This window comes from Afipia sp. 1NLS2 (genome assembly GCF_000178995.1).
Taxonomy (GTDB): Bacteria; Pseudomonadota; Alphaproteobacteria; order Rhizobiales; family Xanthobacteraceae; genus Afipia.
Window position 1 is genome coordinate 315737 of sequence record NZ_ADVZ01000001.1, and the last position, 13432, is coordinate 329168.

The following is a 13432-nucleotide window of genomic DNA, read 5'->3' on the forward strand; positions in this document are numbered from 1 at the left end:
AGGGCTAGCCAGCGGCCCGGATTCGGTCTTGCAGACCAGATCAGGATTTGGGTGCGCCTGCGTGACGGTAGAACTCGACGAACATCCGGCCTGGTTCGATGAACTGGACGTGATGGGCGACCTCGCTCTCGATCACAACCGTTTCCCCGGCCTTCACCAGCCGTTCGTCCTGGCGCGGCGGCTCCAACCGATAAACCAGCGCGCCTTCCAGCACGTGAAGCAGGCCCCATGTCCCTGCCTTCGTGGCATGGCCCGCCTGCAGCTTCGCCGGCAGGCTTTTGGAGTTGAATTCCGGCGATCGTGCATACGCCTCGAACCCGTCCGGTAACTCATCGGGAATGGGCATGGCGTCTTGCTCCAATCAGGCTTCAGGAAATCGCCGCAACAACCAGCATCCCAATGACTATCATGATCAGGCCACTGACCAGCATCGGAATGAGCGAACTGCTGGCCTGAGAATCAAGCCCCCGGTCGGCGGCGAGGGTCGCGAGTTTCTTGTAGGTTCCAATTGCAGCTTTAGGCATCGGTGACACCCTTTCTGAGCAAAAACACCTTGCATAGAGCGCGGTACCGAGTGGCGGGTCGGCGGCCATGCCCATTAAGATATATACAAAATACCTGTTTTATTCAACCTCCTGGCCGGATTTTTCAGGATATAAAAATACTTAGGATGTATCTTTAGACCAGATGTGATAGGATAATTATCAGCCGGGGATCCCATTCATGCGCCTGACAAATTTCTCAGACTATGCGTTGCGTATTCTGATGTATGCGGCAGTCGTCCCGGACGGCCGCCTCATTACCATCGAGGAAACCGCAGAGGCCTATGGCATCTCCAGAGCCCATCTGATGAAGGTTGCCAACCAGTTGACCCGGGCGGGTTACATGAAAGCCGTCCGCGGCCGGTCCGGCGGGCTAACGCTCGCCAAACGCCCCGACCGTATCCGTCTTAGCGATGTCCTCCGCGCCACCGAGCCGGATTTCGCGCTGGTCGAGTGCATGACAGCCGATAACCGCTGCATGATCTCGCCACGCTGCCGCCTGCGAGGCGCGCTCAACGAAGCGCTCGCTGCCTTCCTTGAAACACTCGACGGCTACACCCTCGCCGATCTCATTCTCTCGCCCAAAGATTCAGCGAGGCCCCTTCTCGCCATCGGAGCCCGCAGAGCTTAAGCGGCATCAGGCTCGTGACGGCCGATCGGTTCGCTCGAAGATGATCCCCGGCTGGTTATCGCCCTCGCCAGTCAGATGGCGGTAAAACTGCAGCGCAAAAACAATAATGATGGTGGCGATCACAATCGCCGCAAGACCGAGCACGATTCGCTTCACCATCGGCAGCGTCATTTCCTGAACAAGAATCGCGACAGCGCGAACCTCATGACAGACTCGCTGCCTTACGCGCAATATGCCGCTGGCCAAGCCATAACAGCGGAACGAACACCAACTCCATGAACAGCATGAACAAGGTGCCCACCGTCGGCGTCGGCCGGACGCTGAACGTATAAAGGTGTGCAAGGCCGCCGATGAAAATCAGAAATGACAGCGTACCGATCCGCTCATGATGGGTTTCGATATGGGGAATCGTCATCGCGAACATCACACCCATCGCGGCCGTCATCGCGGAGAGATAGCGGAAATAGCTGTCGACCAGTCCGCCGTTGCGGCCATGAATCAAATCGACCCCAAGCAGCGCGCCGGCCGTACCCGCGCCGATCAGCACGATGGCAGCGAAGGCAATCGCGGCCTGCAAAACGATTCGTTCCATTGTCCCGCATCCATAGTTCGACGCAGATTATATGTGCTTCGCACCCCCGGCGGATCACAGTTTGTCGTGATATCCCGCCTCAAAATGCGCCATTCGGTATCATGTTTCCCTCGCTGCTGTACCGCGCGGCCAACTCTCTCTATATCGGTGCCCCATGCCCACCTTCACCCCCCATCAGGACCGTGCGCTGTCCGCCGTCAGTGCCTGGCTCAAGGCGAAGCCCGGCCGTGGCAATACACCGCCGGTGTTCCGCCTGTTCGGCTATGCCGGGACCGGCAAGACCACCCTCGCCCGTCATATCGCCGATGCCGTCAATGGCGAGGTGAAGTTCGCTGCTTTCACCGGCAAGGCCGCGCTGGTAATGCGCAACAAAGGGTGCGATGGCGCTTCCACCATCCACTCGCTGATCTACCGGACCCGCGAAACTGGCGACGAACAGCCGAGTTTTGAGCTGTGGGACGATGCCCCCGCATCAAAAGCGAAGCTGATCGTGATCGACGAATGTTCGATGGTCGATGCCGATCTTGGGCGCGACCTGATGTCGTTCGACTGCCCTCTGCTGGTGCTCGGCGATCCCGCACAGTTGCCACCGATCGCGGGGGGCGGCTTCTTCACCGAAGCGGAACCCGACGCTATGCTGACCGAGGTACATCGCCAGGCGCAGAACGATCCGATCGTGCGCATGTCAATGGCGGTGCGCGAGGGCCGTGCATTGGAGAACGGCCAGTTCGGTGACAGCGAAGTGGTGAGCCGCAACGGCCTCGATCCAGACCGCGTGATGGCGGCAGACCAGATTCTGGTCGGGCGCAACAACACGCGCCGCGCCTACAACATGCGGGTGCGACAGAAAAACGGAATCGAAGATGCATTGCCGGTGGCGGGCGACAAGCTGGTCTGCCTGCGCAACAACCGCAAGAAGGCGCTGTTCAACGGCGGCCTGTGGCGGGTGAAGGCACGGGCGCAGTCGAAATCGAAGATCATCACCATGCGCCTGTCACCCGAGGAGGATTTCGGCGCCAAGGTGACGAAAGTCTCTGTCCGCGCTGATTGCTTCAACGGCGGCATCGAGAATCTGCCATGGGACCAGCGCAAACCCTACGACGAGTTCGATTACGGTTACGTGCTGACCGTTCATAAATCGCAAGGCTCGCAATGGAACGACGTGGTGCTTTTCGACGAGAGTTTCGCTTTTCAGGACAGCCGCGCCCGCTGGCTCTATACCGGTATCACCCGCGCCGCAAAGCGGTTGAGCGTGGTGGTCTGAGCGTTCCGCGCGGCGATCTCCCGGCGACCGGCCAGTAACAATCGTCCCGGAATAGCGTAGACTTATCGGAGCGGCCCTGTCGCCGCAATCGAAGGACGCTTTCTCATGACGATCCTCAAACCAAACCGCATCGCTTTTGCCGCATTTGGCGCCTTGGCGCTCGCCACCCTCGCCGGCGTTTCATCCCGCGCGTCGGCCGAACCCTTCATTATTCCGCCGCCGAAAACCGACGTTGCAACAAACACCGCAACTTCCAGCGAGCCCAGATCCATTGTTCTTGCCGGCGGCTGCTTCTGGGGTGTGCAGGGCGTCTACCAGCACACCAAGGGCGTGCTTCAGGCTGTCTCCGGTTATGCCGGTGGCTCGGCGGACAGTGCCCGTTACGACACCGTCTCGACTGGATCGACCGGGCATGCCGAGTCCGTGAAGATCACCTACGACCCCAAGCAGATCAACCTCGGCAAGATCCTGCAGATTTATTTCTCCGTGGTCCATGATCCGACCCAGTTGAACCGTCAGGGCCCGGACAGCGGCACGCAGTATCGCTCAGCGATCTTCACCTCGCAGCCTGAGGAGCAGAAGATCGCGAAGGACTACATCGCTGAACTCAACGCTGCGAAGATCTACAAGAGGCCTATCGTCACTAAAATCGAGCCGATGAACGGCTTCTATCCGGCCGAAAATTATCATCAGGACTATCTGACGCTGCACCCCTACCAGCCCTATATTGCATTCAACGACATCCCGAAGGTCGACAATCTGAAAAAGCTGTTCGCCGCCGACTATCGCGACAAGCCTGTGCTGGTACGCGATGCGAAGGCGACCAATTGAACGAGGAGCGCATGACGACCAAAACTCAGAACGGACACGTCGAAAAATCCGAACAGGAGTGGCGCGCAGAACTCACGCCGATGCAGTACGCCGTGCTGCGCGAGAAGGCGACCGAACGTCCCTTCACGGGCGAATATGACCATTCGTTCGATCCCGGCACCTATGTCTGCGCAGGTTGCGGCCAACCGCTGTTTTCGTCTGACGACAAGTTCGATTCCGGATGCGGCTGGCCCGCATTCAGCGCACCCGTTGACGCCGAAAAGCTCGATGAGGAGCATGATGCGAGCCACGGGATGGTCCGCACCGAAGTGCTCTGTTCCCGCTGCCAAGGCCATCTCGGGCACGTTTTTGACGACGGTCCGGGGCCAACGGGACTGCGCTACTGTATCAATTCGGCGGCGCTGAAACTCGAGCCGAAGTAAGAGACCCCGCAAATCCGGCCATATCGCGGGTTCCGTACCCTCTAAGTGATTGATTCAAAGGCCTCTGCGCACTCAAACCGCGCAGAGGCCTTCGTTCATCATGCTGCGAATCGGAGGTCGCATTCTGGGCAGAAAGCGCCTATATTGAAGATCAATGAAGAAGCGCGGCGCGTATCGTTTCAACGTGGCAGCCGCGGCAATGGTTAGCAACCCAACTTGAAGAATGAGAGGCCGAAAACGATGGCGGCATTCAACTACAATACCGAGGCCGAACTTTTTCCCGCAGCAATCCGGAAGAAGAAGCGTGCAGGCTTCGCATATCGCCGTTTCGGCACTGCGGCCGAGGCCGTGCAATTCGCAATCGAACAGCTCCCGGCGGATTCGCTGAACGGAGCCTATCTGCAGGTGGATGAAGCCCGCTTCGACCAGAACGGCATCCGGTCGCTCTATGAGAGCAGCGCCTTCCCGCTGCCGCGCCGCCGCGATCAGGAAGAAGAAGAAGAGAAGGCCGAAGCGGAAGCCACCGACGCGGCCTAAGGCTTTCCGCCTCTTCAGCCCTTCACAATCAATCCATCCGCGGCTGCTTGTCCATCCAGCGCCGCAGGATACGGATGTTGCGCATGTTGGCACGGAACATGACGTCGAACGCATCGCCGACGAATGGAACGATGCCGACGACGCCATCGAGCGCCACGTTACCGAGCATCCGCGCGACAATGTGAGCCGGCGCACCAAGCGCACGCGCCTCGCGCACCAGCCACAATGACATCGCAGTCGTCAGCAGGTCGCCGACAATGGGAATGAGGCCGATCAACCCGTCGATGCCGTAGCGTACGTTGGTGCCCGGCACCACGAACGCGACATCCATCAGCCGCGCCAACGCCTCAAGACGCGCGAAGCGTTGCTGGCGGGTCAGCGGACCGAACCCGATATTGCCAAACACCGTGCCATTAAAAGCCGTGCCGCTGAAGGCCGTACCGTACAGGCGTTGCCCGGCGCCTCCGAAACGCCCGCCACCGACCTCATTGCCATCCTGATCGATGACCGGCGGCGGCTGACGGCGGCGCGGGGCGCTTTGGGGATGGGTGAAAAAAGTGTCCGACTTCGCTGTCACAACCTTGATCCCGTATTTGCTTTGGCCAGCACACCTTCCATACCGGCAGGCACAAATTATGGCGGGGAGCCGCCCACAACAATAATCGCCCCGCGCCGAAGGGACGCGGGATGCGATCGATGTCGCGAAAGTGAATGGCTTCAGACTGCCTTACGGCCGCCTTCTTCCTCGAACGTCAAGGCAACGGCGGCATTGGCCGATAACCGGACCTTCTTGCCTTCGACATCCGCCACCAGGCCAAGGTCGATGAAGTGGTGGTGGCCCTTGTGGCCGCCCATTCCGCTGTCGGCTTTGGTCAGCTTGATGCGGCCACCCTCGACGCGGTCGACTGTGCCGACATGCACGCCGTCGGCGCCGATCACTTCCATGTGTTCCTTGATACGCGGGTCGCTCATCGTCAAATCCTCACGGGTTTTTTATCCCGGAACTAACGCACAAGCGGCCGTTATGTTCACGCGGCCCTTCAGCCGCATGCATGAAATGATTTTCATGACGGGAAAGCTTACGCGCTCTTGCGCAGCGGCGGTTCAGCTTCAGACAACGGCGTTGCCGCATAAACGGAGTAGCGGCTCTTTCCGTCGCGCTTGGAGGCATAAAGCGCCTCGTCCGCCGTAACGATCAACCGATCGAAGTCATGCCCGATTTCCGGGCGCCATTGAGCAACACCGATCGACGTCGACAGCTTGATCGCTGCCGCACTCCAATGAACCTGCGCCGCCACGCACAGACCAAGCATGTCGCGCGCGATAAGCCCCGCTTCGTGCAAAGTGGTCGCGGGCAGCACGACGCAGAATTCGTCGCCGCCCATGCGCGCCAGCAGATCGCCGGTGCGGAGCCTTTGCTGGACGGTGCGGGTAAACTGCCGCAGACATTCGTCTCCCGCCGCATGGCCATAATTGTCGTTGATGGCCTTGAACTCATCGATATCCATCAGCAGGACAGAAAACGGCTGCATCGAACGATCCGACCGCGCGCACTCTTCCGCGAGGCACGTCAGCAAACGTCGGCGATTGGCCACTCCCGTCAGATCGTCGAACAACGCCAGATCAGCGACCTCGGCACGGAGGCGATCGATCGCCATCAGCAGAAAGCCGAAATTCCACACGATCGACAGGAACACCAGCACCAGCACGATCACCGACTGGAGCGGCGTGAAGTGGATCATGTAGATATTGTCCGGCGGCTGGGATAATCGCAGGATACATCGTACGGCCACCACGGTCGCGAGGATGGCTCCGACCACGCCGGCAAACCGTGCGCCCGGATGGCGCGCGCCGTACCGCCAAACCAGCACTGTCGCCAGACCGATGGAGAGAGACTGGCTGAACGAATAGATCACGATCCGCATCGGCGGACTGGCGTGCCAGGCGAAGAAGGCGATGCTGAGCGCGCTGAAGCCGATGAGCGCGGCATGCGTCCGCCACGAGACCGGCAGGCCGTAGAACCGCTCGACGCCCATCGCGACGAGGCTCGTCGAGGAAATCATCATCACGGCGCCGAGAAACAGCGGTAAGATGGGATCAACGTACATCCGCAGCACGGACAACGCCGCACCCGCGGATGCGATGAACGCGCCCGCAGCCCAGAACCGTGCCGCCTCGAAATTCGGATAGGAGCGCGCGACGTAAGCCCACACCACGCCGAGCGCGACAAAATTGACGACGAACACAAGCCAGAGGGTGACGACGTTCAGCACGCGCAACCTCCCCGGTTGCGGCCCGTCCGCGCATGACCGCGCGACTTATCATGTCGGCTGCTGGTCGTTTGACCCATGTCCCCGCCTCAATACCGGTCACCGCCGGTTTCGTCCGGGGAACATGCACCTTGGGAACTTAACGGACCTTCACCGGAAGCAAGGACCATTTGGCTTGGTTTTAAATCAATGAAGATGAAACGGGATCGCAATTGCCCGAACCACGCCAACAGGCATCCCGCGCAAGAAACGGCGCGTCATTCGCACACCATTAACCCTGTGGCCTCGCCCCACCACGCCTTACGGCGTGGCCAGCTTGTCGGCGAAATAGGCGATGGTCTTGCGATAGATCACCGCCCTGTTCCATTCGCGCATCGCATCGAAATTGGCGCTGCCCTCGTGATAGTCGGCGCCGGCCTTGAAGCCTGAGGTGTGCAAAAGGTTCGCGGTGGAGGCGAGCACGTCCGGCACGCTGTGACGCAGATCGACATGGCCGTTGCCATCGAAATCGACGCCGTACTTGATGTAGCTTGAGGGGAGGAATTGCGTCTGGCCGATCTCGCCTGCGAAGGCGCCGACCAGATCGTCGAGCCGCAGGTCGCCGCGCTGCACGATCTTCAACGCCGCTAAAAGTTCGCCCTGAAACAGCTCGGTGCGGCGGCAATCATGCGCGAGCGTCGCGAGCGTCTTGATCACAGGCCGCTTGCCCATGTCGCCCTTGCCGAAATCCGACTCCAGCCCCCAGATCGCAACGATGATCTGCGGCGGCACGCCGAAGCGCTGCTCGATGCGCGACAAGAGCGAAGCATTCTTCTGCATCATGAAGCGGCCGCTCTTGATGCGCTGGGCACCGACGCGGGTGGAGACATACTGCTCGAAGGTCTTGTTGAAGGTGTAGCGCTGGCGGCGGTCGAACCGCAGCACTTCGGGATCCTCCGTCACGCCCGCGAACGACTGGCTGACGACGCTTGGCGAAATGCCTGCGGCCACCGCCTCACGCGAGAAGGTCGAGACGAAGGCGTTGAAGTCGCCGCCGCATTGCGCGGCGGAAGCCGATGACATCAAGCCCCCCGCGCCGAGGAAGCCGAGCGAGAGCGCCAAAAGAGACAATTTGCGTGAAAAGGCACTGGAGAAATTGCGCATGAAAACCTCTTTGGCTGCCGGGACCGGCGGGCGGGAAATTCAGGCTGCCTTTATAGCACGGCGAATCGGGGCGGGAGGATGACGTAAACACACCCGCAAGCGTCATCACCCGCCTGCCCCGGTTTGCACGGCTCACGCGCGATACCGCGATGTCGTTGTGCCATGTCAAATTTCGAGGCCGGCAAAGCCGGTAGAAAAAGCCATCCCATCATTCAGGAGTCCATCCATGGCGACAAAGCGCATCCTTCTCGAAGTCGGAACGGGCAACGACTGGCATGGAGGCAGCTACACCAAGGCTGCCGTGCGCGCGGTGGAGGATGCGATCCATCACAGTTCGCTGGTGCTGCTGAAAACGCTCGATCTCGATCCGAGCAAGATGCTGGTCGATGTCAAAATCGGCGTGCAGCAGCCGGAGAAGGTGGACCCCGCCGCCGTGAAGGCGGTGCTGCCTCACGGGCAGATCACGGTCGAGGTCGTCAAGGGCGGCCTCAACGCCGCCAACACCGGACCGGATGACATTTCGATCATCGCGGTCGCCGCGATCACGGTCCATCTCGATCTCGCATAGAGCCTGCTCCAGATTCCGCTGAAGGCTGGCGATCGGACCCGGGCGGCGGCGACATCGCGACAGGACACGCGCCATCAGCCCTGTTCTTGTGACGGCGCGGGCGCGCCCGAAGTTCTGACCGTTTCCCGCGCGCTTGGGGCTTGCCCCATTCGCGCCGCCCTCAAGACCGAGGGCGCACGGAACGCCGGACGCGCGATGCGTCCGCAGCCTCATGCGCGATGAAAACAAGCGCACGAGTTCGTCACCACGAAAGCACCGGACACGTCCGGCGTTCCGCGCGCGATGGGCTTCCGGCTTGCTTCGTGCTCTCCCCGGTGACCGCACGTTTGGTTGTCACCGTCGTTGCGACTGAGGATGTGTCCGCCTCCGGTTGGAAGCGGCTCTCCGGGGCAACTTGACGCCACGTCCGGGGCGCCAGGACCACACGCTTTGGGCCGTCCGCGGCAACATCGTCGTCAGCGCCTCATCTGCGCGGGTCACGACGCCCCTTGAAAACAAGGCGAAGCCCTCCCGCGCGTCATCCGCGCCTGACGCTGCCGCGTCCACCGCATCCCGCCCCGCGACAAGTGACGATCGCGAGCCGCCCCTCGGGAGTGGAACGGGATGAATAGGAAAATAGTCACAATCTCTATTTTGTCAACGACAAAATAATTTCGATGAAAAATGCCCCACAAACCAAACAGTTTAAATCAAAGGAAATGCTGGATTTACCGGAACGTAGAAGAGCAGACTCTCACGCGATGCCGACATTTGGTGGGACGTTGCTAAGCAGGGATGTTGCGGAATCCGCGCTCATAGTAATCTGTTCGAAAATGCAGTGCGAAGCTACTCGTCGAACAGCCGCTCTTCGAGCCGACTTATGAAACTGCGCGTTCTAGCGAGCGCGATTTGCAAATCTGAATGAATCTTCGGGATGCCTTGCCAAACCCGTCCTCGACATTTTTCGAAATCTGCGACTTCATTCTTGGCTATGATCGAAGCTAAGCGGGTCTGCATGCGAACTTTCGTCGCATAACGCATCGACGCAGAAGATACGGTCAAACACGTATCGATAAAATGGTCCCGGTTCGCCTGCTGCTGCGACGTGCCCCAAACAAAGCCTCGCGCAACCTGCAAATCTTTGACGCAATCATTCAACTCATCGCATGCCTGCTCATAAGCGGCGAATGCAACTGTCTTGTCGACCGCATCAACATTTACATCAGCCATTGCGATTTGGACAACATCGATCTTTGCAGCAACAGTTGTAATCAACGAAAGCTCGTTCGTCAGTTTGGCTGCACGATCGCAAAGGCGTTCGTGGGAAACATGGTCATTTTGGCGGGTCATTTCTGCCAACTGACTTTTGACAGGCTTGATCGCGATCATTGCTGCCGTAAGTGCGATTAGAGCGCCAATGATGCTGCCCGAAAAGCCAAGCCAGTCAGACGTGTGGACAGATGGGTCAGACTTCACAAGTGGCAGCGATACCGCCAGCATGCAGGCAAGGGCAGCAAAAAGGACGAGGAGGCCGATCGCACTCAGACCGGGGTCGAGTTTTTTCATTTAGCCAATCTGTCCTCTCGCCGTAGTATCGTCGAGAGGGGCGCATGACCGAATCCACAGCAGCTTACAAAGACAGGAAGAAAAGACCCGTTCGCTGTGATCGCTGTTTGGGAGGCCGATGCGTAAGACGCATCGCGTAAAGATTGAGGGGTCACCGCACATCAATAGCGGTTACTCTCACCCGCCCCTACTTCGGCGGCTGAAGGCCCGGGCTGTTGGCCCATTCGTCGCGATGCTCGTATGCGCTCTGCTGCTCGCTCTCGCGAGGCCGCCGCTCCTGCGAGGCCGAATTGCGTTCAGGCCATTCCCGCTCCGTCGTCTTCGGCGCTTTGCTCATGTGCGGGATTCCTTCTTGGCTGCTGAAAACGCCACCCTATGCTGGCCCCGTCATCTCCGCAACATCTAACTTATTGATTTTACTATAGTTTTTTACTCATTTCACGCCTGTTCGGGAACTTACCCACGATGAGTAAGTTGAGTAAGTGACGCCTCCAGAACATGGGAAAAGGCCATGAACTCAGACTTACGCGGCGAACGCCTCCAGATCATGCTCTCCCCCGAAGAGCTTTCTGCGATTGACGATTTTCGCTTCCGCCACCGCATGCCGACGCGCGCTGCGGCCGTGCGCGAGCTTTTGAAGCTCGGCCTTGCCGCCTTCGCGACCGACGGCGGACCGAACATGAAGTCGAGCAGCTATGGCGTGTTCGGCCGCGGCAAGGATGGCCATCGCGACCCGACCGGCGAGGACGACGTCGCCTGACGATATTCCGGCGCGGGCCTGCCTGCGACTTTCCAGCAAAAACGGCGGCCTTTGCGGGCCGCCGTTTTTGTTTGTCGCGTTGCCGCGAGGATCAGTTGTCGAGGAAGCCGCGCAGCTTCCCGCTTTTTAGTTGTCCAGGAAGCTTCTCAGCTTTCTGGAGCGCGACGGATGCTTGAGCTTGCGCAGCGCCTTCGCCTCGATCTGGCGGATGCGTTCGCGCGTCACCGAGAACTGCTGGCCGACTTCTTCCAGCGTGTGGTCGGTGTTCATGCCGATGCCGAAGCGCATGCGCAGCACGCGCTCCTCACGCGGCGTGAGCGAGGCCAGCACGCGCGTCGTGGTCTCGCGCAGGTTCGACTGGATCGCCGCGTCGATGGGGAGGATCGCGTTCTTGTCCTCGATGAAATCGCCGAGGTGCGAATCTTCCTCGTCGCCCACCGGGGTCTCGAGCGACAGCGGCTCCTTGGCGATCTTGAGAACCTTGCGCACCTTCTCCAGCGGCATGCCGAGCTTCTCGGCCAGTTCTTCCGGCGTAGGCTCGCGGCCGATTTCGTTGAGCATCTGGCGCGAGGTGCGCACGATCTTGTTGATCGTCTCGATCATGTGCACCGGGATACGAATGGTGCGCGCCTGGTCGGCGATCGAGCGGGTGATGGCCTGACGGATCCACCACGTCGCATAGGTCGAGAACTTGTAGCCGCGGCGATATTCGAATTTATCGACCGCCTTCATCAGGCCGATGTTGCCTTCCTGAATGAGGTCGAGGAATTGCAGGCCGCGGTTGGTGTATTTCTTGGCGATGGAGATGACGAGGCGGAGGTTCGCCTCCACCATTTCCTTCTTCGCCTGCCGCGCCTCGCGCTCGCCCTTCTGCACGCCGAGCACGATCTTGCGGAATTCGCCGATCTCGAGGCCGGTCAATGCGGCGAGCTGCTGGATCTCGTGGCGCAGGTCCTTGATCTTGTCCTTCTCGTGCGCGACGAAATTCTTCCAGCCCTTGGCGGCGAGTTTCGACACACGGTTGAGCCAGCGCGGATCGAGCTCCGAGCCGACATAGTTCTTCAGGAAGTCCTCGCGGCCGACGCCGTGGCTATCGCCGAGGCGGAACAGGCGGCCTTCGTACGACACGAGGCGCTTGTTGATGTCGTAAAGCTGCTCGACGAGTGAGTCGATGCGCGCCTGATTGAGGCGCAGCGACTTCACCTCGACGATGATTTCGTCCTTCAGCTTCTTGTATTTGCGCTCCTGCGACGGCGACAGCGACTCGCTCTGCAACTGGTTGGCGATGTCCTGCTCCTGCAGGCGGCGCAGTTTCTTGTATTCGGACGCGATCTTGTCGAAGGTCTCGACCACGCGCGGCTTGAGCTCCGCCTCGATCGCGGCGAGCGACATCTGGTTCTCGAACTCATCGTCCTCGTCGCCATCGCCTTCGGGTGCTGCGGCGTCATCGCCCGCGGCGGGCGCGGGACGGAACGGGGTCGCGGTCTGCGGCGCGGTCTGCGCGGGCGCGGCCTGCTGGGCCGCGATCACCTGCACGGTGCCGTCGCCGTTGACGACGGCGGCGGTCGGCTGGCCATCGGGGCCGACGGGACCCGCGATCATCGCCGGGTTCACGCCGTTCTTGCCCTCGGGGCCGGCATAGGTCGCTTCAAGGTCGATGATGTCGCGAAGGAAAATCTTTCCTTCGTTGAGTTCGTCGCGCCAGATGATGATGGCCTGGAAGGTCAGCGGGCTTTCGCACAGGCCCGCGATCATCGCCTCGCGGCCGGCCTCGATGCGCTTGGCGATGGCGATTTCGCCCTCGCGCGACAGAAGCTCGACGGTGCCCATCTCGCGCAGATACATGCGCACGGGATCGTCGGTGCGCTCGCCGGGCTCCGACTTCTTGGTTTCGGTGACGGCCTTGGAGGTGACCTCGACAAGCTCGTTATCGGTGTCGTCGTCGGCCTCGTCCTTCTCCTCGTCCTCGTCGTTGGCATCGTCGGCTTCGGAGACGTTGATGCCCATGTCCGAGAGCATCGCCATGATGTCCTCGATCTGCTCCGGCGAGGTCTGGTCGGAGGGCAGCACTTCGTTGAGCTGATCGAAGGTGACGAAGCCGCGCTTCTTCGCCTGCTTGATCATCTTCTTGACGGCAGCATCCGAGAGATCGAGCAAGGGCGACGGCGCGTCGGCGGAATCCTTTTCGGGAGTCTCGGCGGCCTTGGCTTCTTTTTCCTTGTCCTTGACCGCTACCGTCTTCGCCTTGGTGGCCATACTTGTCGCTCCTGAAACGCACGTCGCGCGCGAGGCTTTCGCCTTGCGCGGAATTCGAATTTGGTGATCGC

18 protein-coding genes are annotated in these 13432 nt (G+C 60.3%); 7 read left to right on the top strand and 11 right to left on the bottom strand.

The genetic code is table 11. The annotated features are described in order from the left end of the window. Window positions 1-40 precede the first annotated feature (40 nt). Window positions 41-346: a TehB family protein gene (locus AFIDRAFT_RS01495; protein WP_009337191.1), complete on the bottom strand. Its 306-nt coding sequence runs from the start codon at window positions 344-346 to the stop codon at window positions 41-43. Between the two features lie 22 nt (window positions 347-368). Then, window positions 369-524 carry a hypothetical protein gene (locus AFIDRAFT_RS19935; protein WP_009337192.1) on the bottom strand — a complete coding sequence of 52 codons (156 nt, stop codon included), beginning with the start codon at window positions 522-524 and terminating at the stop codon, window positions 369-371. 199 nt (window positions 525-723) lie between these two features. Between AFIDRAFT_RS19935 and AFIDRAFT_RS01500 the strand changes: the two genes are divergently transcribed. Further along, on the top strand, window positions 724-1173 hold the full coding sequence (locus AFIDRAFT_RS01500) for an Rrf2 family transcriptional regulator (RefSeq protein ID WP_009337193.1): 450 nt from the start codon (window positions 724-726) through the stop codon (window positions 1171-1173). Between the two features lie 6 nt (window positions 1174-1179). On the opposite strand, the gene AFIDRAFT_RS19655 is transcribed toward AFIDRAFT_RS01500, so the two are convergent. Both AFIDRAFT_RS19655 and AFIDRAFT_RS01505 read right to left on the bottom strand, forming a co-directional pair. Next, a complete protein-coding gene (locus AFIDRAFT_RS19655) occupies window positions 1180-1344 on the bottom strand; it encodes a hypothetical protein (RefSeq protein ID WP_156186812.1) in 165 nt (54 codons plus the stop codon). Window positions 1345-1375: 31 nt separating this feature from the next. Next, window positions 1376-1765 (bottom strand): DUF4345 domain-containing protein, encoded by a 390-nt coding sequence (locus tag AFIDRAFT_RS01505; RefSeq protein ID WP_009337195.1) that lies wholly within the window; start codon window positions 1763-1765, stop codon window positions 1376-1378. A 154-nt stretch (window positions 1766-1919) separates the two neighbouring features. Here AFIDRAFT_RS01505 and AFIDRAFT_RS01510 point away from each other — a divergent pair, with 154 nt between their 5' ends. The 4 genes from AFIDRAFT_RS01510 (at window position 1920) to AFIDRAFT_RS01525 (ending at window position 4819) form a co-directional block, all read left to right on the top strand. After that, window positions 1920-3029 (top strand): ATP-dependent DNA helicase, encoded by a 1110-nt coding sequence (locus tag AFIDRAFT_RS01510; protein ID WP_009337196.1) that lies wholly within the window; start codon window positions 1920-1922, stop codon window positions 3027-3029. Between the two features lie 105 nt (window positions 3030-3134). Continuing rightward, window positions 3135-3860 (top strand): peptide-methionine (S)-S-oxide reductase MsrA, encoded by a 726-nt coding sequence (gene msrA / locus AFIDRAFT_RS01515; protein ID WP_009337197.1) that lies wholly within the window; start codon window positions 3135-3137, stop codon window positions 3858-3860. An 11-nt stretch (window positions 3861-3871) separates the two neighbouring features. Next, a complete protein-coding gene (gene msrB, locus AFIDRAFT_RS01520; RefSeq protein WP_009337198.1) occupies window positions 3872-4282 on the top strand; it encodes a peptide-methionine (R)-S-oxide reductase MsrB in 411 nt (136 codons plus the stop codon). Between the two features lie 240 nt (window positions 4283-4522). Next, window positions 4523-4819 carry a hypothetical protein gene (locus AFIDRAFT_RS01525; RefSeq protein WP_009337199.1) on the top strand — a complete coding sequence of 99 codons (297 nt, stop codon included), beginning with the start codon at window positions 4523-4525 and terminating at the stop codon, window positions 4817-4819. 28 nt (window positions 4820-4847) lie between these two features. Here the strand turns inward: AFIDRAFT_RS01525 and AFIDRAFT_RS01530 are convergent, their stop codons facing one another. The 4 genes from AFIDRAFT_RS01530 to AFIDRAFT_RS01545 form a co-directional block, all read right to left on the bottom strand. Beyond that, a complete protein-coding gene (locus AFIDRAFT_RS01530) occupies window positions 4848-5396 on the bottom strand; it encodes a DUF4112 domain-containing protein (protein WP_009337200.1) in 549 nt (182 codons plus the stop codon). Window positions 5397-5536: 140 nt separating this feature from the next. Beyond that, the gene (locus AFIDRAFT_RS01535) at window positions 5537-5791 is read right to left on the bottom strand and encodes a DUF2171 domain-containing protein (RefSeq protein WP_009337201.1); all 255 of its coding nucleotides are present in this window, start codon (window positions 5789-5791) and stop codon (window positions 5537-5539) included. A gap of 107 nt (window positions 5792-5898) precedes the next feature. Continuing rightward, window positions 5899-7092, bottom strand: coding sequence for a GGDEF domain-containing protein (locus AFIDRAFT_RS01540; RefSeq protein WP_009337202.1), 1194 nt, complete (start codon window positions 7090-7092; stop codon window positions 5899-5901). A 297-nt stretch (window positions 7093-7389) separates the two neighbouring features. Beyond that, window positions 7390-8232: a lytic murein transglycosylase gene (locus tag AFIDRAFT_RS01545; RefSeq protein ID WP_009337203.1), complete on the bottom strand. Its 843-nt coding sequence runs from the start codon at window positions 8230-8232 to the stop codon at window positions 7390-7392. A 226-nt stretch (window positions 8233-8458) separates the two neighbouring features. Between AFIDRAFT_RS01545 and AFIDRAFT_RS01550 the strand changes: the two genes are divergently transcribed. Beyond that, the gene (locus tag AFIDRAFT_RS01550) at window positions 8459-8800 is read left to right on the top strand and encodes a Lin0512 family protein (protein WP_009337204.1); all 342 of its coding nucleotides are present in this window, start codon (window positions 8459-8461) and stop codon (window positions 8798-8800) included. An 825-nt stretch (window positions 8801-9625) separates the two neighbouring features. Here AFIDRAFT_RS01550 and AFIDRAFT_RS01555 read toward each other — a convergent pair. Then, window positions 9626-10345 (bottom strand): hypothetical protein, encoded by a 720-nt coding sequence (locus AFIDRAFT_RS01555; RefSeq protein ID WP_009337205.1) that lies wholly within the window; start codon window positions 10343-10345, stop codon window positions 9626-9628. A 187-nt stretch (window positions 10346-10532) separates the two neighbouring features. Beyond that, window positions 10533-10682, bottom strand: a complete 150-nt coding sequence (locus tag AFIDRAFT_RS19660; RefSeq protein ID WP_009337207.1) for a hypothetical protein — start codon at window positions 10680-10682, stop codon at window positions 10533-10535. Window positions 10683-10856: 174 nt separating this feature from the next. Here AFIDRAFT_RS19660 and AFIDRAFT_RS01560 point away from each other — a divergent pair, with 174 nt between their 5' ends. Beyond that, the gene (locus AFIDRAFT_RS01560) at window positions 10857-11105 is read left to right on the top strand and encodes a hypothetical protein (protein ID WP_009337209.1); all 249 of its coding nucleotides are present in this window, start codon (window positions 10857-10859) and stop codon (window positions 11103-11105) included. A gap of 126 nt (window positions 11106-11231) precedes the next feature. Here AFIDRAFT_RS01560 and rpoD read toward each other — a convergent pair whose 3' ends face one another. Further along, window positions 11232-13361 carry an RNA polymerase sigma factor RpoD gene (gene rpoD / locus AFIDRAFT_RS01565; protein ID WP_009337211.1) on the bottom strand — a complete coding sequence of 710 codons (2130 nt, stop codon included), beginning with the start codon at window positions 13359-13361 and terminating at the stop codon, window positions 11232-11234. Between the last annotated feature and the right edge of the window lie 71 nt (window positions 13362-13432).

Excerpts from the sequence above, each read along its gene's own strand:
- msrA (WP_009337197.1), top strand. The coding sequence starts at position 3,135 with ATGACGATCCTCAAACCAAACCGCATCGCTTTTGCCGCATTTGGCGCC.
- AFIDRAFT_RS01505 (WP_009337195.1), bottom strand. The coding sequence starts at position 1,765 with ATGGAACGAATCGTTTTGCAGGCCGCGATTGCCTTCGCTGCCATCGTG.
- AFIDRAFT_RS01555 (WP_009337205.1), bottom strand. The coding sequence starts at position 10,345 with ATGAAAAAACTCGACCCCGGTCTGAGTGCGATCGGCCTCCTCGTCCTT.
- AFIDRAFT_RS19655 (WP_156186812.1), bottom strand. The coding sequence starts at position 1,344 with ATGACGCTGCCGATGGTGAAGCGAATCGTGCTCGGTCTTGCGGCGATT.
- AFIDRAFT_RS19660 (WP_009337207.1), bottom strand. The coding sequence starts at position 10,682 with ATGAGCAAAGCGCCGAAGACGACGGAGCGGGAATGGCCTGAACGCAAT.
- AFIDRAFT_RS01495 (WP_009337191.1), bottom strand. The coding sequence starts at position 346 with ATGCCCATTCCCGATGAGTTACCGGACGGGTTCGAGGCGTATGCACGA.
- AFIDRAFT_RS01510 (WP_009337196.1), top strand. The coding sequence starts at position 1,920 with ATGCCCACCTTCACCCCCCATCAGGACCGTGCGCTGTCCGCCGTCAGT.
- AFIDRAFT_RS01535 (WP_009337201.1), bottom strand. The coding sequence starts at position 5,791 with ATGAGCGACCCGCGTATCAAGGAACACATGGAAGTGATCGGCGCCGAC.
- AFIDRAFT_RS01545 (WP_009337203.1), bottom strand. The coding sequence starts at position 8,232 with ATGCGCAATTTCTCCAGTGCCTTTTCACGCAAATTGTCTCTTTTGGCG.
- AFIDRAFT_RS01500 (WP_009337193.1), top strand. The coding sequence starts at position 724 with ATGCGCCTGACAAATTTCTCAGACTATGCGTTGCGTATTCTGATGTAT.
- AFIDRAFT_RS19935 (WP_009337192.1), bottom strand. The coding sequence starts at position 524 with ATGCCTAAAGCTGCAATTGGAACCTACAAGAAACTCGCGACCCTCGCC.
- AFIDRAFT_RS01560 (WP_009337209.1), top strand. The coding sequence starts at position 10,857 with ATGAACTCAGACTTACGCGGCGAACGCCTCCAGATCATGCTCTCCCCC.
- msrB (WP_009337198.1), top strand. The coding sequence starts at position 3,872 with ATGACGACCAAAACTCAGAACGGACACGTCGAAAAATCCGAACAGGAG.
- AFIDRAFT_RS01550 (WP_009337204.1), top strand. The coding sequence starts at position 8,459 with ATGGCGACAAAGCGCATCCTTCTCGAAGTCGGAACGGGCAACGACTGG.
- AFIDRAFT_RS01525 (WP_009337199.1), top strand. The coding sequence starts at position 4,523 with ATGGCGGCATTCAACTACAATACCGAGGCCGAACTTTTTCCCGCAGCA.
- rpoD (WP_009337211.1), bottom strand. The coding sequence starts at position 13,361 with ATGGCCACCAAGGCGAAGACGGTAGCGGTCAAGGACAAGGAAAAAGAA.